The following is a 19,465-nucleotide window of genomic DNA, read 5'->3' on the forward strand; positions in this document are numbered from 1 at the left end:
GCGAGGAGCGAAGAAGCCATGAAAGTCCTGCACGTCGCGGAAACGCTCAAGGGCGGGCTGGAGACCTATCTCCGGATCGTCTCGAACTTCCAGCGCAACTCGCCGGAGATCAGCCAGGTGAAGTTCATCCTGCCGGGGCAGGTCGACTGGCTGAACCCCGAGAGCGCGCACGTGGTGCCCACCGCGCGCAGCCCGCTCTCGCTGGTGGGCTATGCGAAGCGGGTGAAGAAGATCATCGAGTCGGAGCGGCCCTCGGTGCTGCACCTGCACAGCTCGATCGCCGGCGGCATCGTGCGCTCGATGGCGCTGCTGGGCCAGATACCGCGCGAGGTGAAGATCGTCTACTGCTCGCACGGCTGGGCCTTCGACCAGGCGGCGTCGAGCTACAAGAAGTCGGCTTACCGCTGGATCGAGCGGCTGCTGTCCTCGCGCAGCGACGCCATCATCTGCATCAGCCGCCACGAGGTGCGGATCGCGGCCGAGTCGGGCATCAGGCGCTGCACCTGCATTCCCAACGGCATCGATTCCGTGAACCCGGCGCCAGCCCCCGCGCCCGAGCCGCCGCCGCCCGCGGACGCCGGCAAGCCCGCGCCGCGGACCATCCTGTTCGTCGGCCGGCTCGACCGCCAGAAGGGCATCGACCTGCTGCTCGACGCCTACGCCCGCGTGCGGCCCGACTTCAGGCTGATAGTGGTCGGCGACGCGGTGCGCAAGGACCTGCAGCTCGCGCAGCCCGAGCGCGTCGAGTTCAAGGGCTGGCTCGAGAAGGACGCGCTCGACGCGGTCTACCAGTCCTGCGACGCCATCGTCGTTCCCTCGCGCTGGGAAGGCTTCGGGCTGGTCGCGGTCGAGGCCATGGCCAGGAGCAAGGCGGTGTTCGCATCGGCCGTCGGCGGCCTGGTCGACATCGTCGAGAACGACCGCAGCGGCCGGCTCTTCGCGCTGGAGCACATCGACCAGATGCTGCGCGAGATCGACCGCATGCCTATCGAGACCCTGCGCCAGATGGGGCAGACCGGGCGAAGGATCTTCGAGGAGAAGTTCACTTCGCAACGCATGAACACCGCCATCGTCGATCTGTACAAGGAGTCGGTACTGCCATGAGGAAGACCATCACCAGCCTGCTGGGCGCCCTGCTCTTCGCGGCCGCGTCGATCGGCCCGGCCCAGGCGCGAGGCATCGGCACCCTGAGTTCCGAATACCCGGTTTCGCTGAGCGTGCAGATCGACCCCGCGACCATCACCGACGACGACCTGCACGAGATCCGCGCCGCCGGCTTCGAGTTCGTGCGCTTCGGCGTGCGGCCGCCGATCAGGAGCGTGAACCCGGCGCTCACCGACTATCCGAAGCTGATCCAGCGCGTGCGCAAGGCCAGGCTCAACGCCATCGTCACGCTGTTCGGCGGCAAGGAGATCTGGGGCCACGAGCCCGCAGACATGCGCGGCGGCGACAGGAGCAGCAGCAAGGAGGACCGCTTCGCCGACTTCGCGGCCGACTTCATCAAGGCGCACTCGGCCGACGTCGCCGTCTGGGAAGTGTGGAACGAGCCCGACAACAAGACCTTCCTGCAGCCCGCGCTGGTGCGCGACTTCGGCGCGGCCACCTCGGCGCTGTGCGAGAGGCTCGCGCAGCGGCAGATCCGGCCGGACATCATCGTCGGCTTCGGCTTCGCGAAGCTGCCCTTCGTCGGCGGGGGAGGCGGCGGGGGTGGAGGCAAGGTGCCCTCGGAGCTGGAAGACGCCTTCGTCTCGGCCGCGCGCAGCGACTGCCTGACGGACATCTCCATCCACCCCTACCGCTCCGTGCCCGAGACGGCGCTGGCCGACTACCAGAAGCTGCGCGCGCAGCTCGACAAGCGCCAGCTGAACAAGACGGGCATCGTCGCCTCCGAATGGGGCTATGCCTCGTACATGCCCGTGCGCAACCAGGGCGCGCAGGCCTCGCTGATCTTCAGGGAGTACCTGATCAACGCGGCGGCCGGCATCAAGCTGCTCAACCTTTATTCGTGGCGCGACCGCGGCCAGTCGTACTTCTCGAAGGAAGACAACTTCGGCATCAAGTCGAAGGCCGGCGAGAAGAAGGAGGCCTACTCGGCGCTCACCGAGTTCCTGAAGATCGCTAGGCACTCGCGGAAGGTTTCCTACGACGACGCGCGCGGCGCGAGCCAGCTGGTGCTGCGCCGCGGCGAATCGACGCTGCACGTGGTCTGGACGCAGGGCGCGGAGCAGAGCGTGTCGGTGCCCGCGGGCGCCGGCGCGAAGTGCACGCGCGTCGACTTCTTCCCGCAGATGCGCGAAGGCAGCTGCGGCAGCCGTTCGGGCGAGGGCTTCACCGTGAAGGCGACCTCCAGTCCGGTCCTGCTTTCCATCTCGGGATAGGTGGATGAAGCAGCGACTGTCAGGACTCAGGAAACGCCTCGGCGGTCCCATCTATGCCGTTGCCGACCAGTGCATCTACAGCGCGAGCCAGTTGCTGCTCAGCTTCGCGCTGGCCCGCCTGCTCTCGCCCACCGACTTCGGCGTGGCCTCCGCGTTCCTTGCGGTGATCAGCTTCCAGTACATCCTGCACATGGCCATGGTGCACGAGCCCCTGCTCATCCGGCGTTACTACACCGACCGCTCCACCGCATGGCTGACGTGGGCGCTGGTGGTGCTGTTCTCGCTGCTGGGCTTCCTGGCGTGGCAGATCGTCGCGTTCCCGGGGCAGCTGCAGTGGGTGGGCGTGGCGCTGATCGTGGGCTACGAGATCTTCTGGATCTCGCGCAGCCTGCTGCTCGCGGGGCGGCGTTATGGCGTGCTCTGCGTCTCGGGCGCGCTGATCGCGGTGGGCTACGTCGTCGTGCTGAATGCCGGGCGGCCCGCGAGCTGGAAGGAAGCGCTGCTGCTGGTTTCCGTGCTGCAGCTTCCGTTTCTCTATCTGGTGCTCGCGAACACGCGCCACACGGTTCTCCCGCTGCCGGCCGCGAAGGACGATCAGGGCCTGACGACGCGCGAATCGATGGCCTACGGCTGGAAGGCCAGCCTCTCGCAGTTCATGAGCTGGATCATGACCGGCGGCGCCATCCTGCTGCTGGGCTCCTCGGCCGATGCCGAGCAGGGCGGCCTGCTCAAGATCTACATCACCTTCCTGCTGCCGATGCAGTACGTGCTGTCGGCGCTGGGCTACTACCTGCTGCCGCAGCTGGCGGCCAGCTGGAAGTCGGCGGACGCAGCGCGCAGGAGGAAGTCGTTGCGCGACTTCACCGGCTTCGTGCTGCTCGGCTTCGCGGTCGCCGAGGCCGTGGGCGTGGCGCTGGGCCTGCTGGGGCCGCACCTCGTGGTGCTGGCCTTCGGCGCGAACTACAGGGGCATGGACTTCTCGCCCTTCTTCTACGCGCCCGCGATCTTCGGCCTCACCATGTGCCTGCGCACCGGCTTCAGGGCCGCCTCGAAGCCCGGCGCCCTGCTGCTGTGCTCGGTGGTCGGCGCGGTGGTGTTCGCCATCGCGATGCTCGCGGCCGGACGGCCCGTCTCCTACATCCAGACCATCCACGCCATGACCTGGGGCTTCGCCTGCATGGCCGCGCTGATGGTCGGCTGGCTGTTCTTCCTGATGCGGGTAAATGGGGCAAATGGGGCTAGCGGGGAAAACGGGGAGCAACGCGCCTGAAGCCCGCAGGGCCGGCGCCGGACGAGGAGATCCTTATGAGCAACCCACTGCTTCGCGGCGTGAGCTTCGACGAGCGCCTCCGGTTCCTGCGGGATGGCGTCGTGTGCCTGCGCGGGATCGTCTCGCCCGATTGGATAGAGCTGGCGCGCGACGGCATCGAGCAGGGCCGCGACGGCCTGCTGCAGCGCGTGGTGTCCGAATCGGGCGCCAGCGAGATCGCCGGCCAGCTGACCGTGACCCGGCGGCTGCGCTGGATCTGCGACCAGCTGCTCTTCGACAAGGACGTGAGCGCCGCGACCGCGACACCCTGGCACCAGGACATGTCCTGTGGCCTGGCCGACAGCCACCGCATCGTCCACCTGTGGATGCCCGTGGACCACATGCCGCGCGAGACCGCGCCGGAAGTGGTGCGCGGCTCCCACCTGTGGAAGACCGGCTACCGGCACGGCGGCTGGATCGGCCCCACGGCCGACGAAGCACTGGCGCCCGAGCTGCCCGACATCGAATCCAACCGCGGCGCTTTCGACATCGTGGGCTACGAGGTCGACCCGGGCGACGTGGTGGCCTTCAACCACCGTGCGCTGCATCACGCAGGCCCCGTCATGAGCTTCGGGGAGAAGCACCGGGCCTTCGCCATCCTCTGCGCCGACGACGAGCTGCTGGCGATGGGGCAGTTGAACCGGCAGCCGGCGGCTGCGCAGGCGTTCCGCGCGGCCTAGGGTCTGCTCACCAGAACTTTTCGGGCGTGGCCGACAGCGTCTCGGTGCAGCGCGCGACGGCCTTCGCGCGCTCCTCGCGCAGCCGCTGCCAGTTGTCGGCCTGCCATTGCTCCCAGACCACCGGCTCCGACTGATAGAAGCACGCGGCCGGCGGGCGCATGAAGCCCGCGCGGCCGAGCTCGGCGCCGAACTTCAGGCGGAACAGCTCGTCCGAACCCGTCAGGTTCTCGTAGACCAGATGCCAGGGGCCCGGGAGCAGCGGCGTGTCGGCCTCCGCCTGCACCTTGCGCGCATCCTCGATCTCCTCGGGCGTGGAGCCGTCGGTCAGCGCCGTCGCGTACGCGGCCTCGGCGCGCTTGCGGTAGATGTCGGTGGCGACCTTGCCGAGCGCATCCTTCAGCTCGTTCATGGCGGGGTTGGCGCCCAGCGGGTCGTCCTTGAGCGCCTCGAGCGTGGTGCCGCCGAGATCGTCCTTCGAAAAACCCTGCGCGCCAACGCTCACGCCGCCGGCGATGACCGAAAGTGCAATGTTCAGGGCGACCTGCCCCGCGATGTTGTTCATCGTGTTCTCACGGCGAACCACGCGAAGCCGTTCGATGCCGGGCTTGTACGTGCCCAGCCTGAAGCGCAGGCGTGTCTGCGGTTGCGCCGGCACGGCCGCCGCGACGGATGCTGCAGGTACGGCAGCCGCATCGGCGGTGGCCTCCGTGGGTTGTTGCATCGCCGATGCCGGCGCGTCGGGTTCGGCGTGTGCCGAGAAGCCGGCAACCGCCAGCGCGATGCCGCATGCGCGCAAGGCTGCGCGCCTTTGTTGTTTCTTCGAGATCATGTGAACGGAAATTCCTCCCGGCGCGGATTGTCTCCGGCTCCGGACCCAGCACGCAGCGCTCAGTGCTGCTTCTTCATCAGGGCACGCACCGCCTCGGGCAAGGAATTGACCTGCGGCATGAAGTGATCGAGCAGCGCGCCCAGCGCCACCGCGCAGATCACCGCGCCCAGCAGCGGCTTCCAGGTGAGCCGCACGGCGGCCATGAGCCAGCCCTCGCGCGCCACGCGCACCGCGGCGCGGGCGGACACGTAGGAGAAGGCGATCTCGATGGCCACGGCCAGCAGCGCGTCCCAGCTGAAGTACAGCAGCACCAGCGACCCCGCGCCGAACAGGATGGCGGCGCAGACCAGGAAGATGGCGATCACCGGAATGACGACGACCGCGCCCTCGTCGGCGCCGCCGGCCACGTCGAGCGCGCCGCTGGCGATGTCGGATAGGCCGCTGCCGCTGCCGCTGCCGCCGCCGCCGTCGCCTGGGGCCTCGCCGAGGCTCGTGTGGCCATGCGAGCCGCCACCTCGTCCGCCGCCGAACTCGACGTCCGGTGCGTCGACGTCGAGGTCGAGCCCGCGTTTCTCGACCAGCCGCTTCGCCCACCAGCGCAGCACCAGCAGATAGCCCAGGTACCCCACGCCCAGCGTGAGGAAATAGCGCACCGCGAGCGAATCGACGTGCAGCAGGTGCATCTGCAGCGCCGACACGCCCCACATGAGCAAGAGCGTGAAGCTGCCGATCAGGATGCCGTGCGTGCGCAGGCTGTATTTGCGGTGCAGCTCGCGCTCGACCTGCGTTTCCCAAAGGCGCACGAAGCGCCAGTTGGAAAGGATCTTCACGGCTTCGGGCTGTTCAAGCGGCCCAAGCGGTTCAGGCGGCGTCCGCCATGTCGGCGAATGGCACGCGCTGCGCCACCGCGCACATCAGCTCGTAGCCGATGGTGCCGCCGGCCCGCGCGACCTCGTCGATGGGCAGCACGGCGCCGGTCTTCTCCGATTTGCCCCACAGCGTGACCTCGCTGCCGAACTTCGCGTCGGGCACGTTGGTGAGATCGACGGTGATCATGTCCATGCTCACGCGCCCGACCATGCGGGTGCGCACGCCGTTCACCAGCACCGGTGTGCCGGTGCCGCAGTGGCGCGGATAGCCGTCGGCATAGCCGACCGCCGCCACGCCGATGGTGATCGGCCCCTCGGCCGTGAAGTTGGAGCCGTAGCCGACGGTGTCGCCGGCCTTCAGGGTCTGCACCGACAGCAGCCTGCTCGACAGCGTCATGGTGGGCTGCAGCTGCCAGTGGGCCGCGTCGTGCTCGGGGTAGTCGGGCGCGCCGCCATAGAGCATGACGCCGGGACGCACCCAGTCGCCGCGCGTGCGGTCGGCGTGGCGCAGCGTGGCCGCGCTGTTGGCGATGGAGCGCTCGCCCGGCAGGTCGCGGGTGACGCGCTCGAAGGCTTCCAGCTGGTGGTCGATGCCGCGCTTGCCGTCGGCATCGCTGAAGTGGGTCATGAGGGAGATCTCGTCGACCTGGGTGAGCGCGTTGAGGCGGGTCCAGGCGGCGCCGAAGCGCTCGGGCGTGAAGCCCAGGCGGTTCATGCCCGAGTTCATCTTGAGGAACACGCGCTGCGGCTTGAGCGTCTTGTGGGCGGCGAGCATGTCGATCTGCTCGTCGCAGTGCACGGTGTGCCAGATGTCGAGGCGCGAGCACAGCTCCAGGTCACGGGCCTCGAACACGCCCTCCAGCAGCAGCACCGGGCCGCGCCAGCCGAGGGCGCGCACGCGCTCGGCCTCGGCCAGGTCGAGCATCGCGAAGCCGTCGGCACCCCGCAGGCCCTCGTAGACCCGCTCGATGCCATGGCCATAGGCATTGGCCTTGACGACGGCCCAGACGCGGGCTTCGAGGGCCGAGCGGCGTGCACGCTCGAGGTTGTGGCGCAGGGCTTCGGTGTGGACGGTGGCAAGGATCGGGCGCGGCATGAAGGGCTTCCAGGGAGAACTCGGTGGGGGCACAAGGACAATGCAGGCCACGTTTTAGCATCTTCGGGAATGGGGTCGAACACGGTGGGGATGCGGGATTGCGCGTCGCACCCCCGTGCTATAACCGCCCATTCGCCCTCTACGCGACACTTTTTCACTACCGCCAGCAGACCGCATCCACGTCTCTGGCCAGCCAGCCCATCGATGAAGCGCGGTTTCTACACGATCATGTCGGCCCAGTTCTTTTCGTCGCTGGCCGACCAAGCGCTTTTCGTTGTTGCTGTCGATCTCATGCGGAGTTCGGGCGCGCCCGAATGGCAGCGCGCGGCGCTGGTGCCGATCTTCGCCGTCTTCTATGTGGTGCTCGCGCCCCTGGTAGGTGCCTTTGCCGACGCCCTGCCCAAGGGCAAGGTGATGTTCATCAGCAATGCCATCAAGGTGCTGGGCTGCCTGATGATGCTCTTCGGCTCGCACCCCCTGCTGTCGTATTCGATCGTGGGGCTGGGCGCGGCGGCCTACTCGCCGGCCAAGTACGGCATCCTCACTGAGTTGCTGCCGGCGTCGCAGTTGGTCAAGGCCAACGGCTGGATCGAGGGGCTGACCATCGCATCGATCCTGCTGGGCATCGTGCTCGGTGGGGCTCTGGTGGGGCATGCGGTCTCCAGCAAGCTGCTGGCCTTCGACCTTCCGCTCATCGACACCGGCATCGACACGCCGGCCGAGGCCGCGCTCACGGTGCTGATCTTCGTCTACATGCTGGCGGCCTGGTTCAACACGCGCATCCCGCACACCGGCGTCGAGATGCGCCCGCTGCGCAGCAACCCCGAGCACGGCCTGATGCGCAACGTCGCGGCGCTGCTGCCCGACTTCTGGCACTGCAACTCCCGCCTGTGGCGTGACCGCCTTGGCCAGATCTCGCTGGCCACCACCACCCTTTTCTGGGGCGCGGGCGGCAACCTCAAGTACATCGTGCTGGCCTGGGCCTCGCTGGCGCTGGGCTACAACACCACGCAGGCCTCGGCGCTGACGGGCGTCGTGACCATCGGCACGGCGGTGGGTGCGATCGTCGCCTCGATGCGCATGCGGCTGGACATGGCAACGCGCGTGATCCCCATGGGCATCGCGATGGGGCTGATGGTGATCTGCATGAACTTCATCGGCAACGTGTGGCTGGCGGTGCCCTTCCTGATCCTGCTGGGCGGCCTGGGCGGCTTCCTGGTGGTGCCGATGAACGCGCTGCTGCAGCACCGGGGCCACAACCTGATGGGCGCGGGCCGCTCCATCGCGGTGCAGAACTTCAACGAACAGGCCTGCATTCTTCTGCTGGGCGGCTTCTACAGCGTGTGCACGGGCCTCGGACTCTCGGCCTACGGCGCCATCAGCGCGTTCGGCCTCGTGGTGGCCGGCTGCATGTGGCTCATCAAGCGCTGGCACGAGAACAACGTCAAGAAATATCCCGAAGAAGTCGAGCACCTGCTCGCAATCGCCCGCAGCGACAAGCACCACTGACTCCCCCAGGCTTCGCGCACTTCGTGTCGCTACGCCACCCCTCGCCGGGGGCGGCACCGCAGGCCCGGCAAAGCCGGTTCCTCGGTGTCCCTTGAAGAACTCTTGTCCCAATGCCAGCACTCGCCCTGCTACTGAACGCCTTCGTCTGGGGCGTCTCCTGGTTCCCCTTCCGCCAGATCGCGGGCCACGGGCTGCATCCGCTGTGGACCACCTGCCTCATCTACCTGGCCATCGCCGTCGTGATGGGCCTGCTGCGCCGGCATGCGTGGAAGGGCTTCGCGGCCTTTCCGATGCTGGCGGCGCTGGGCCTGGCGGCCGGCTTCACCAACGTGGGCTTCAACTGGGCCGTGACGCAAGGCGACGTGGTGCGCGTGGTGCTGCTTTTCTACCTGATGCCGCTGTGGAGCGTGCTGCTGGCCTGGCTGCTGCTCGGCGAGCGGCCCACCGGCGGCGCGCTGGCGCGGGTCGCGCTCGCGCTCACCGGCGTGGCGGTGGTGCTGAAGGCGCCCGGCACCGACTGGCCCGTACCTTCAAGCTTGCCCGACTGGCTGGGCGTGGCCGCGGGCTTCGGCTTCGCAGTCACCAACATCGCGCTGCGCCACCTGCGCGAGGCGCCGGGCGAATCGCGTGCGCTGGCGATGTTCTGCGGCTGCACCTTCGTGGCCGGCGTCGCGGCGCTGATCGGCACCGCGCTGGGCGTGTTCGATTCGCCGCTGCGTGCCTCGCCGGGCTGGCTCGGCTGGGCCGCGCTGCTGGGCACGGCCTTCGTCTTCGCCAACGTGTGCCTGCAGTACGGCGCGGCGCGGCTCACGGCCTCCGCGACCTCGGTGATCATGCTGTCGGAAGTGCTGTTCGCAAGCGTGTCGTCGGTGGCGCTGGGCGCGGCCCGGATGGACCCGCGCATCCTCATCGGCGGCGCGCTGATCGTGCTGGGCGCCGTCTGGGCGGCGTTTGCGCGAACGCCCGCGCGGGGCGATGATCGCGCCTCTTCTTCTCCTTCTTGATGAGGACACAGCATGACCAGCGTCTACGACTTCGAAGCCAACCTGATCGACGGCAAGCCGGTGAAGCTCTCCACCTTCAGGGGCAAGGTGCTGCTGATCGTCAACACCGCCAGCAAATGCGGCTTCACGCCGCAGTTCGCGGGGCTGGAGGCGCTGCACGAGAAGTACGCCGGCCAGGGCCTCGCGGTGCTGGGCTTTCCCTCGAACCAGTTCGGCGCGCAGGACCCTGGCACCAACGAGGAGATCGGCGCCTTCTGCACGAAGAACTACGGCGTGAGCTTTCCGATGATGGAGAAGATCGACGTGAACGGCAGCAACGCGGCGCCGCTCTACCAGTGGCTCACGAAGGAAAAACCGGGCCTGCTTGGCAGCACGGCCATCAAGTGGAACTTCACGAAGTTCCTCATCGGGCGCGACGGCACGGTGCTCAAGCGCTACGCGCCGCTGGACACGCCCGCTTCGCTCGAACGCGACGTGGAGGCGGCACTGGCGGCCGCCTGAGCGCCAGCTCTCTCTCCGGCCCGCTCAGAACCTGAAGTCGGCCGTCTTCGGCCCGCCGCCCACCGTCACCGTCTGGCTCCTGGTGGCGCCGCCGGGTGCTGCAACGTCGATCACATAGCGTCCGTTCGGCACGTCGACCAGGCAGACCGGACCGCTCGCGCGGAACGCCAGCGCGGCGGCATTGCCGGCGTCGCCGCCCTTGATCGTCACGTCGACGTTCGCCATGTAGGCGCCGTCGGCGCGCGCGAACAGCAGCGCGAGCGGGTGCTCCTTCATCGCGGCGCGCATGGCCGTCGATTCGTCTGAGCCTATGCCGCCGCACACATAGCGCGCCGGACCTGCGCCCTGCCAGGGCGGCATGGCACCTTGTGCCTGTGCGGCCGTGGCGCCGGCCGCGCAGGCGCAGGCCAGCAGCGCGAGCCGCAGCGAGGCGGAAATGGAAGAAGTTGAATGTGCGAGAACACGGGGCATGGCACTGGCTCCTTGCAGATTGGATGCGGCCATGATGCGCCCCGAACCGGCTTGGCGCGAGTCGGACCAACCCCCTCCTGCTTGTCCGATGGCGCCTGCGTTCAGGCCTTTTGCCGCAGCGCGGCGTCCAGCAGCTCGACCCAATGCCGCACCGGCGTGTCGCCGCTACCGCTTTGCAGGTGGGTGATGCAGCCGATGTTGGCCGAGGCGATGACCGCCGGCTGCAGCTGCTTCAGGTGCCCCAGCTTGCGGTCGCGCAGCGGGTAGGCCAGCTCGGGCTGCAGCACCGAATAAGTGCCGGCCGAGCCACAGCACAGGTGCGATTCGTTCATCGCCACGCGCATGTCGAAGCCCAGCGCGCGCAGGTGCGTCTCGACGCCGCCGCGCAGCTTCTGGCCATGCTGCAGCGTGCACGGCGGGTGGTAGGCCACCACGCCCTCGGGCGCCTTCACGCGGGCCTTGAGCGAGGGTACGAGGTCGGGCAGCAGCTCGCTCAGGTCGCGCGTGAGCTCGCTGATGCGCGCGGCCTTCAGCGCGTAGGCCGCGTCGTGCTGCAGGATGTGGCCGTACTCGCGCACGGTGACGCCGCAGCCCGAGGCGTTCATGACGATGGCCTCGACCTCGTTGCGCTCCACGAGGGGCCACCACGCGTCGATGTTGGCGCGCATCTGCGCCTTGCCGCCCTCCTGGTCGTTCAGGTGGAACTTCACCGCGCCGCAGCAGGCGGCTTCGGGGGCGATGACGGCCTGAATGCCGGCCGCGTCGAGCACGCGCGCGGTGGCGCTGTTGATGTTGGGCATCATCGACGGCTGCACGCAGCCCGCGAGCATCAGCACCTTGCGCGCATGCGTGGCGATGGGCCATGCGCCGGCTTCCTGCTTCGCGGGCACCTTGGCCTTCAGCGCCTCGGGCAGCAGACCGCGCACCGACTGGCCCAGCTTCATCGCCGGGCCGAAGAGCGGCGACGGCAGGCCTTCCTTCAGCACCCAGCGCCGTGCCGATTCCATCGTGGGGCGCGGCACTTTTACGTCGACGATCCTGCGGCCGATGTCGACCAGGTGGCCGTACTGCACGCCGCTCGGGCAGGTGCTCTCGCAGTTGCGACAGGTGAGGCAGCGGTCCAGGTGCAGCTGCGTGCTGCGCGTGGGCTCCTTGCCTTCGAGCACCTGCTTGATGAGGTAGATGCGTCCGCGCGGGCCGTCGAGCTCGTCGCCCAGCAGCTGGTAGGTCGGGCAGGTGGCGGTGCAGAAGCCGCAGTGCACGCACTTGCGCAGGATGGCTTCGGCCTCGCGGCCTTCGTCGGTGCCTTTGAATTCGGGGGCGAGTTCGGTTTGCATGTCTTCTGTTCTTGTTCTCAGTGGGCAGGCAGCAGCCGGCCGCGGTTGAAGATGCCGTGCGGATCGAACTCGCGCATCAGCGCGCGCTGGATGCGTTCGACCGGCGCGCTCAGCGCGTCGAAGCGCGGCAGCCCTTCGTGCATGCCCGAACCCGGCAGCCGGAACAGCGTGGCGTGACCGCCGGCCGCCCGAGCGATCTCGCGGATGCGCGAAGCCTGAGAGGGCGGCGCCTTGTACCAGCGCTGGCCGCCGTGCCATTCGATCAGCGGCGCCGCGCCGTCGATCGACAGCACGGGCGCGGTCTGCGGCACCGACACGCGCCAGAGCGCGTCGGGCCCCTCGCCGGTGGCGAACCAGGGCAGCTGCTGGTCGCGCAGCGATTGCCAGTCGGCCGCGGCGCGCGCGTTGTCCTTGCGCTCGCCGCCGAGGTGCTCGCACGCGGCTTCCACGGCGGCGACCGCACCGCGCAGCCGCAGGTAGAGCGCGCCCGCTCCGGCGTATTCGAACCAGCAGCTCGCGTTCAGCGGCAGCGGCCGGCCGCCCCATTCGTTGAGCAGCCGCAGCGCATCGGCCTGGCTGCACGCGAATTCGAGCGTGGCCTCGGCGGGCGGCACGGGAAGCACCTTGAGGCTGACCTCCGCGATAACGCCCAGCGTTCCGAGCGAACCCGCCAGCACGCGCGAGACGTCATAGCCCGCGACGTTCTTCATCACCTGCCCGCCGAAAGTCAGCACCTCGCCGCGTCCGTTGACCAGCGTGGCGCCGAGCACGTAGTCGCGCACCGAACCCACGCTGGCGCGCGCGGGTCCGCTGAGCCCCGCCGCGACCATGCCGCCCACCGTGCCGCCGCTTGCGAAGCTCGGCGGCTCGAAGGGCAGGCATTGGCCCTTCTCGGCGAGTGCCGCTTCGAGCTCGGCCAGCGGCGTACCCGCGCGCACGGTGACGACCAGCTCGCTCGGCTCGTAGCTCGTGATGCCGGCGAGCGGGCGCATGTCGAGCAGCTCGCCCTGCGGTGTCTCGCCATAGAAATCCTTGGTGCCGCCGCCGCGGATGCGCAGCGGCGTGGCGTCGGAGGCGGCGGCGCGGACGCGCTCGACGACTTGGTGAAGTGCGTTGTCCATCGTCATCAGAACCTCGGCAGATCCGGATGCGGCAGCCTGCCGCCGCGCACCACCTGCTTGCCGTACTCGGCGCAGCGCTGCAGCGTCGGGATCACCTTGCCGGGGTTCAGCATGCCCTCGGGGTCGAAGGCGCGCTTCACGCCGAACATCTGTTCGTTCTCGGCGGCGGTGAACTGCACGCACATGCTGTTGAGCTTCTCCACGCCCACGCCGTGCTCGCCGGAGACGGTTCCGCCCATCGCGACGCTGGTCTCCAGGATGTCGGCGCCGAAGAGCTCGCAGCGGTGCAGCTCGTCGGGGTCGTTGGCGTCGAACAGCACCAGCGGATGCAGGTTGCCGTCGCCCGCGTGGAAGACGTTGCAGCAGCGCAGGTTGTATTTCTTCTCCATCTCCTGGATGGCCAGCAGGATGTCGGCCAGGCGCTTGCGCGGGATGGTGGAGTCCAGGCACATGTAGTCGGGGCTGATGCGGCCCGAGGCGGGGAAGGCGTTCTTGCGCCCGCTCCAGAACTTCATGCGCTCTTCCTCGCTGCTGCTGCACGCGATGGCTGTGGCGCCGCATCCGCGCAGCACGTCGGTCATGCGGCCGATTTCTTCTTCCACCTCCTCGGGCGTGCCGTCGGACTCGCACAGCAGGATGGCGGCGGCGTCGAGGTCGTAGCCCGCGCGCACGAAGTCTTCGACCGCKGCCGTCATGGGCTTGTCCATCATCTCCAGCCCGGCCGGGATGATGCCGGCCGCGATCACCGCTGCCACCGCGTCGCCGGCTTTGCGCACGTCGTCGAAGCTGGCCATGATGCAGCGCGCGAGCTGCGGCTTGGGCACCAGCTTGACCGTGACCTCGGTGGTCACGGCCAGCATGCCCTCGCTGCCGATGACCAGCGCGAGCAGGTCGAGCCCCGGCGCATCGAGCGCCTCGCCGCCGAATTCGATGGGCTCGCCTTCGGCGGTGAAGCCGCGCACCCGCAGCACGTTGTGCAGCGTGAGGCCGTACTTGAGGCAGTGCACCCCGCCCGAGTTCTCGGCGACGTTGCCGCCGATGGTGCAGGCGATCTGGCTCGACGGGTCGGGCGCGTAGTAGAGGTTGAAGGGCGCGGCCGCCTCGCTGATGGCCAGATTGCGCACGCCGCACTGCACGATAGCTGTGCGGCTCACCGGGTCGATCTTCAGGATGCGGTTGAACCGGGCGAGCGACAGCGTCACGCCCATGGTGTGCGGCATGGCGCCGCCCGAGAGCCCGGTGCCCGCGCCGCGCGCCACCACCGGCACACCGAGCTGGTGGCAGGCCTTGAGCACGGCGGCCACCTGCGCCTCGGTCTCGGGCAGGGCCACCACCAGCGGGCGGGCGCGGTAGGCGGTGAGGCCGTCGCACTCGTAGGGGGTGGTGTCTTCGTCGTGCCAGATCAGCGCGTGAGCCGGCAGGTGCGCCTGCAGCGCGCGCACGATCTGCGCCTGGCGCTGCGTTTTCTGTAGCGAATCGTGTTGCGTGGGGGTGAGCGGCGCATTCATGCGGCGACCTCTTCTCTTTCTTTGCTGCTCGCGGGATGTCTCGTGTTTACCGCACTCTACGGACATTCCGTCCGCCCGGGGTTGATGGTTTTTTGCCGGATGCTTGAAAGAACTTCGCGCGAAAGCGCGGTCCGGTTCAGCGCAGGCTCTGTTCCAGCCAGTCGGCGAAGGCCGCGCACTCCCAGCGCTCCAGCGTGCCGGGCTGCCAGCAGATGTAGTGCCGGTGCGGCGAAGTCACGGCCTGATCGGACAGCGCCACCAGCCGCCCCGATTCGAACCACTCCGCGCCCAGCTTCTGCCGCACCAGCGCCACGCCGAACCCGCTGGCGGCCGCGTCGTACATGAGCCCGAGGTCATTGAACTGCGAGCCGATGGCGGGCTCGGGCTGGTCGATGCCGCAGCTCGCGAACCAGGTGCCCCAGGGCTCGAGCGGGCTTCGGATGAGCCGCGCGGCGGCAATCTCGGCTGCACTGCGGAAACCAGTGAAGGGGCCGAACTCGTTGAGGTAGCTCGGGCTGCAGGCGGGCACCACCTGCTCGCCGATCAGCAGCCGGTGCTCGCAGTCGGCATACCCGCCGGGACCGTAGCGCACTTCGAGGTCGGCCTGCTCGGCCGTCACGTCCAGCAGCGGGATCGACACCTGCAGCACCAGCTCGATGTCGGGGTAGATGTTGCGGAAGAGCTCCAGCCTCGGCATGAGGAACTGCCGGCTGAAGGTGGGCGTGACCGCGATACGCAGGCGCGTCGCACGCTGCGCCGCACTGCCGCCCAGCGGCGTGGCCTGCAGGGCAGCGAGCCCCGTGCGCACGTTCGCGAGATAGGCGGCGCCGTCGGCCGTGAGGCTGAAGTCGCCACGGCCGAACAGCTTGAAGCCGACGTGCGATTCGAGTTGCCGGATGCGGTGGCTCACCGCGCTGGGCGTGACGCACAGCTCGTCGGCCGCGCGGCCGGCATGGCGCAGGCGCGCGACCGCCTCGAAGGTCAGGAGGCACTGGATCGGCGGGATGTGCTGCAGGGCCATGCGTAGGTAGCGCCCGGTGCTCCGTTCCTGCTCAGTCTTCGAAGAAGTTGACCGGAAGGCCGGGCGTGTCGACGCGCATCGAGATCACCGTGCCCGATGCCGGCCGCTGCGCGATCTCGGCTGCGGGCCGGCCCTTGCGGCCGCTGGTGACGAACAGCGTCTTCAGGTCGTCGCCGCCGAAGCAGGGCATGGTCGGGCACTGCACGGGCACGGGCACCGAGGCCACGATCTCGCCCGTGGGCGCGAAGCGCAGCAACTGCGCGCCTTCGAACATGGCCACCCAGTAGTGGCCCTGCGCGTCGACGGTGGCGCCGTCGGGGCGGCCCCGGTAGCCCTGCGGCGCATCGACGGTCCAGCCCTCGGGCTTGGCGTCGAACTGGTGGAACACGCGGGCGTGCGAGAGCGAGTTGGCCTTGGCGTCCCAGTCCCAGGCGCAGACCACGTGCGCGGCGGTGTCGGCCCAGTAGAGGGTGCGCGCATCGGGCGAGAAGGCCAGGCCGTTGGCGGTGGTGGACTCGTTGGCCATCTGCGAGAGCGTGGGCGAGACGCCGGTGCCAGGACGCGCATCGAAGCAGTAGAGCGCGGCGTTGGCGCGGTCCTTGGCCTCGTTGAGCGAACCGCCCCAGAAGCGGCCCAGCGGGTCGCACTTGCCGTCGTTGAAGCGCATGGTGCGCACGTCGTGCTCCACCCGCGCCATCACGACAAGATCACCGCCCCATTCGCGCGCGCGGTAGATGCCGTCGCGCAGCGCGATCACGAGGCCGCCGCTGCGCGCGGGCGCCATGCAGCCAGGCTCGGTGGGCAGGGGCCAGCGCTCGACCTTCGCGCCCGGGGAACCGATCTCGCCACGCGTGCGCAGCACAGCACGGCCGGGAATGTCGAGCCAGTAGAGCGATCGTTCTTCGGGGTGCCAGAACGGCGATTCGCCGAGCTCGCAGAGGCTGTCTTCGATGGAGGTCCACATGGTGGCGCGATTGTGCTCCCGCCCACTAGGGTGAGTCGACATTCAAACGGGGCCGCGTTGGCCCGCCTTGCACCCGGATGCGCGAAGGGCGGCGCCGGCCAGAGTCATCTCTGGTCAAGCCGGCCGACAAAGCAGGCGGGTGCAAGGCGGGCCAACCCGGAGGGAAGGACGAATGCCGGGCGCATTGCGGCGTTGCGCCTCGCTTGCGTAGCAGAGCTACGCGGCGCTCACCGCGCCTTGCACTGCACCCGGCATTCGTCCTTCGCGGCCCCGTTTGAATGTCGACTCACCCTAGGGCACAGACAAAAAAATGCCCGCTGGCGCGTGAGCGCTGGCGGGCTGAACATCCAAAGGAGACCTCGCTTGAAAAACTCGTTACGGAGAATTCTTCTTCTAGTGAGTGGTGGTGGTCATTCATTCAGTGGCGGGGCTGCCCGAAGGCAGGCCCGCCAAAGCAGATCAACGGTTGTATGCGGTTTCGCCGTGCGACGAGATGTCGAGGCCTTCGCGCTCTTCTTCTTCCGACACACGCAGGCCGAGGGTCAGGTCGGCGATCTTGTAGGCGATGAAGGCAACCACGCCGGACCACACGACGGTGAGCAGCACGCTCTTGATCTGGATCCAGACCTGTGCGCCCATCGCGAAGGTGTCGGGCGTCGCGCCGCCGGTGCCGCCGAGGCCCTTGGCAGCGAACACGCCGGTCAGGATGGCACCCAGGATACCGCCCACGCCGTGCACGCCGAACACGTCGAACGCGTCGTCTGCGCCGAGCATGCGCTTGAGGCCGCCCACACCCCACAGGCAGACCAGGCCGGCCAGCAGGCCCAGAACGATCGAACCCATCGGGCCGACGAAACCGGCGGCGGGCGTCACGGCCACCAGGCCGGCAACGGCACCGGATGCTGCACCCAGCATCGAGGCCTTGCCCTTGTGCAGGCTCTCGCCCAGGATCCACGACAGCGCCGCAGCGGCGGTGGCGAGCACCGTGTTGATGAAGGCCAGGCCGGCGACGGCGTTGGCTGCACCAGCCGAGCCGGCGTTGAAGCCGAACCAGCCGACCCACAGCAGCGAAGCGCCGACCATGGTGAGCGTGAGCGAGTGAGGCGTGAACGCTTCCTTGCCGTAGCCGACGCGCTTGCCGACCATGTAGGCGCCGACCAGGCCGGCCACACCGGCGTTGATGTGCACCACGGTGCCGCCGGCGAAGTCCAGCGCGCCGTCCTTGCCCAGCAGGCCGCCGCCCCACACGATGTGGGCGATCGGCACGTAGCTGAAGGTGAACCACAGCACCGAGAACAGCAGCACGGCCGAGAACTTGGCGCGTTCGGCGAAGGCGCCGACGATCAGCGCCACGGTGATGGCCGCGAAGGTGCCCTGGAAGGCGACGAACACGTATTCGGGAATGGTGGTCAGCGCGCCGAAGGTCTCCTGCGTGATGCCCTTCATGAAGATCTTGTCGAATCCTCCGAAGAAGTTGCCGTCACCCGAGAAGGCCAGGCTGTAGCCGTAGATGGCCCACAGGATGCTGATCAGCGAGAAGATCACGAAGACCTGCATCAGCACCGACAGCATGTTCTTCGAGCGGCCCAGGCCGCCATAGAACAGCGCGAGGCCGGGGATGGTCATCAGGATCACGAGAAGGGTCGAAGTCAGCATCCAGGCGGTGTCGCCGGAATCGATCTTCGGAGCGGGTGCCGCGGCGGGCGCAGCCGGAGCTGCATCGGCGGCGGCAGGGGCTGCGGCAGCGGCGGGCGCGGCAGCCGGGGCGGGCGCGGCGGCAGCGGGTGCCGACGCGGCCGGAGCCTCGGCCGTGGCCGCGGCGGGAGTCTGCGCGAAGCCGGTGGTACCGGCAGCCAGCACGCTCAAGCCGAGCGCAAGAGAGACAAGCAGTTTTTTCATAATCGTTGTTCTTTCGGGCCAGGACTCGATCAGAGGGCTTCGCGGCCCGTTTCGCCGGTGCGGATGCGAACGACCTGTTCGAGGTTGTAGACGAAGATCTTGCCGTCGCCGATCTTGCCGGTGCGCGCCGCGCCCTCCACCGCCTCGATCACGCGATCGACGAGGTCGTCGGAGACGGCCGCTTCGATCTTGACCTTGGGCAGGAAATCGACCACGTATTCAGCACCGCGGTAGAGCTCCGTGTGGCCCTTCTGGCGGCCGAAACCCTTCACCTCGGTGACGGTGATCCCCTGCACGCCGATGGCCGAGAGCGCTTCGCGCACTTCGTCCAGCTTGAACGGTTTGATGATGGCTGTGACCAGCTTCATGAGTTTTCTCCTTCGGATGGAAATGAAGTGGCGCGGCAGCTTGGGCCGCACCTCGTTGTTGTATGGCTTACAGCGTCTTCGTCAGCATGAGGATGAAGCGCGCCTTGTTCGGCGAGTAGTAGGTCGTGCCGAAGGTGCCGAAGCCGTAGTCCACGCCCGGGTTGCTCACGGCGAGGTACGAGTTCTTCTTGTTGGCGCCCTGGATCGAGCCGGTCAGCGACAGGCCGTTGCCGAAGTCGTAGCTCGCGCCGACGTTGTAGTCGACGTAGCTCTTGTAGCCCAGGCTGCGGATGTCGCTGGACATGTTCGTGTAGCCGATGGCCGCCTTCAGCGTGACCTTGGGCACGATCTCCTTGCTGTACGACAGGTTCAGATAGCCCGTGTTCGTGCCCTTCAGGCCCGAGCCGGCCTTGTTGCCGGCGTAGCCGAAGTAGTCCTTCGACACCGTGTGCGAGTATTTCAGCGTGAACGAGCCGATGGTCTCGTCGGTGTAGCCCGCGCTGCCGTACAGCTCCGTCGTGTTGCCCGACGAGTTGCCCGGGTAGATGTAGGTGAGGGCGCCGACGTCCATGTCCAGCGGGCCGGCCTTGAACTTGTAGCC

19 protein-coding genes are annotated in these 19,465 nt (G+C 68.4%); 7 read left to right on the forward strand and 12 right to left on the reverse strand.

Going from position 1 to position 19,465, the window contains the following annotated elements; genetic code table 11:
• Positions 1–18 precede the first annotated feature (18 nt).
• Genes QMO14_RS01715 through QMO14_RS01730 form a run of 4 tightly spaced genes read left to right on the forward strand, consistent with a single transcriptional unit; the run spans position 19 to position 4,367 of the window.
• A complete protein-coding gene (locus tag QMO14_RS01715) occupies positions 19–1,104 on the forward strand; it encodes a glycosyltransferase (RefSeq protein ID WP_301503875.1) in 1,086 nt (361 codons plus the stop codon).
• The gene (locus QMO14_RS01720) at positions 1,101–2,378 is read left to right on the forward strand and encodes a hypothetical protein (RefSeq protein ID WP_301503876.1); all 1,278 of its coding nucleotides are present in this window, start codon (positions 1,101–1,103) and stop codon (positions 2,376–2,378) included. The genes QMO14_RS01715 and QMO14_RS01720 overlap by 4 nt, the downstream gene beginning before the upstream one ends.
• Positions 2,379–2,382: 4 nt before the next feature.
• A complete protein-coding gene (locus tag QMO14_RS01725; RefSeq protein WP_301503877.1) occupies positions 2,383–3,648 on the forward strand; it encodes a lipopolysaccharide biosynthesis protein in 1,266 nt (421 codons plus the stop codon).
• A 35-nt stretch (positions 3,649–3,683) separates the two neighbouring features.
• Positions 3,684–4,367: a phytanoyl-CoA dioxygenase family protein gene (locus tag QMO14_RS01730; protein WP_301503878.1), complete on the forward strand. Its 684-nt coding sequence runs from the start codon at positions 3,684–3,686 to the stop codon at positions 4,365–4,367.
• A 7-nt stretch (positions 4,368–4,374) separates the two neighbouring features.
• Here QMO14_RS01730 and QMO14_RS01735 read toward each other — a convergent pair whose 3' ends face one another.
• The 3 genes from QMO14_RS01735 to alr are packed head-to-tail and all read right to left on the reverse strand — an operon-like array spanning position 4,375 to position 7,161.
• Entirely contained in the window at positions 4,375–5,196 is an 822-nt protein-coding gene (locus tag QMO14_RS01735; RefSeq protein ID WP_301503879.1) for a hypothetical protein, read from the reverse strand.
• A gap of 59 nt (positions 5,197–5,255) precedes the next feature.
• The gene (locus tag QMO14_RS01740; RefSeq protein ID WP_301503880.1) at positions 5,256–6,026 is read right to left on the reverse strand and encodes a hypothetical protein; all 771 of its coding nucleotides are present in this window, start codon (positions 6,024–6,026) and stop codon (positions 5,256–5,258) included.
• Positions 6,027–6,057: 31 nt separating this feature from the next.
• A complete protein-coding gene (alr, locus tag QMO14_RS01745; RefSeq protein WP_301503881.1) occupies positions 6,058–7,161 on the reverse strand; it encodes an alanine racemase in 1,104 nt (367 codons plus the stop codon).
• 204 nt (positions 7,162–7,365) lie between these two features.
• On the opposite strand from alr, the gene lplT reads away from it, so the two are divergent.
• The 3 genes from lplT (at position 7,366) to QMO14_RS01760 (ending at position 10,175) form a co-directional block, all read left to right on the forward strand.
• The gene (gene lplT, locus QMO14_RS01750; protein ID WP_301503882.1) at positions 7,366–8,670 is read left to right on the forward strand and encodes a lysophospholipid transporter LplT; all 1,305 of its coding nucleotides are present in this window, start codon (positions 7,366–7,368) and stop codon (positions 8,668–8,670) included.
• Positions 8,671–8,780: 110 nt separating this feature from the next.
• Positions 8,781–9,674, forward strand: a complete 894-nt coding sequence (locus QMO14_RS01755) for a DMT family transporter (RefSeq protein ID WP_301503883.1) — start codon at positions 8,781–8,783, stop codon at positions 9,672–9,674.
• Positions 9,675–9,686: 12 nt separating this feature from the next.
• Positions 9,687–10,175 carry a glutathione peroxidase gene (locus tag QMO14_RS01760; RefSeq protein WP_301503884.1) on the forward strand — a complete coding sequence of 163 codons (489 nt, stop codon included), beginning with the start codon at positions 9,687–9,689 and terminating at the stop codon, positions 10,173–10,175.
• Between the two features lie 24 nt (positions 10,176–10,199).
• Here QMO14_RS01760 and QMO14_RS01765 read toward each other — a convergent pair whose 3' ends face one another.
• From QMO14_RS01765 to QMO14_RS01805, 9 genes are all read right to left on the reverse strand, one after another.
• Positions 10,200–10,646, reverse strand: a complete 447-nt coding sequence (locus QMO14_RS01765) for a carboxypeptidase-like regulatory domain-containing protein (RefSeq protein WP_301503885.1) — start codon at positions 10,644–10,646, stop codon at positions 10,200–10,202.
• A 101-nt stretch (positions 10,647–10,747) separates the two neighbouring features.
• Complete coding sequence (gene glcF / locus QMO14_RS01770) at positions 10,748–11,983, reverse strand: glycolate oxidase subunit GlcF (RefSeq protein WP_301503886.1); 1,236 nt, start codon at positions 11,981–11,983, stop codon at positions 10,748–10,750.
• Positions 11,984–12,000: 17 nt separating this feature from the next.
• A complete protein-coding gene (gene glcE, locus QMO14_RS01775) occupies positions 12,001–13,104 on the reverse strand; it encodes a glycolate oxidase subunit GlcE (protein ID WP_301503887.1) in 1,104 nt (367 codons plus the stop codon).
• Positions 13,105–13,109: 5 nt separating this feature from the next.
• On the reverse strand, positions 13,110–14,612 hold the full coding sequence (locus QMO14_RS01780) for an FAD-linked oxidase C-terminal domain-containing protein (protein WP_301503888.1): 1,503 nt from the start codon (positions 14,610–14,612) through the stop codon (positions 13,110–13,112).
• A gap of 136 nt (positions 14,613–14,748) precedes the next feature.
• Complete coding sequence (locus tag QMO14_RS01785) at positions 14,749–15,633, reverse strand: LysR substrate-binding domain-containing protein (RefSeq protein ID WP_301503889.1); 885 nt, start codon at positions 15,631–15,633, stop codon at positions 14,749–14,751.
• Positions 15,634–15,664: 31 nt separating this feature from the next.
• The gene (locus tag QMO14_RS01790) at positions 15,665–16,597 is read right to left on the reverse strand and encodes an SMP-30/gluconolactonase/LRE family protein (RefSeq protein ID WP_301503890.1); all 933 of its coding nucleotides are present in this window, start codon (positions 16,595–16,597) and stop codon (positions 15,665–15,667) included.
• Between the two features lie 459 nt (positions 16,598–17,056).
• The gene (locus QMO14_RS01795; protein WP_301503891.1) at positions 17,057–18,496 is read right to left on the reverse strand and encodes an ammonium transporter; all 1,440 of its coding nucleotides are present in this window, start codon (positions 18,494–18,496) and stop codon (positions 17,057–17,059) included.
• A gap of 29 nt (positions 18,497–18,525) precedes the next feature.
• Positions 18,526–18,864, reverse strand: a complete 339-nt coding sequence (gene glnK, locus QMO14_RS01800; RefSeq protein WP_007833403.1) for a P-II family nitrogen regulator — start codon at positions 18,862–18,864, stop codon at positions 18,526–18,528.
• 67 nt (positions 18,865–18,931) lie between these two features.
• The coding region (locus QMO14_RS01805) for a TorF family putative porin (RefSeq protein ID WP_367618142.1) at positions 18,932–19,465 on the reverse strand (534 nt) is incomplete at its 5' end.

Origin of the sequence: Variovorax sp. CAN15 (genome assembly GCF_030462475.1) — a bacterium.
Lineage (GTDB): Bacteria > Pseudomonadota > Gammaproteobacteria > Burkholderiales > Burkholderiaceae_C > Variovorax.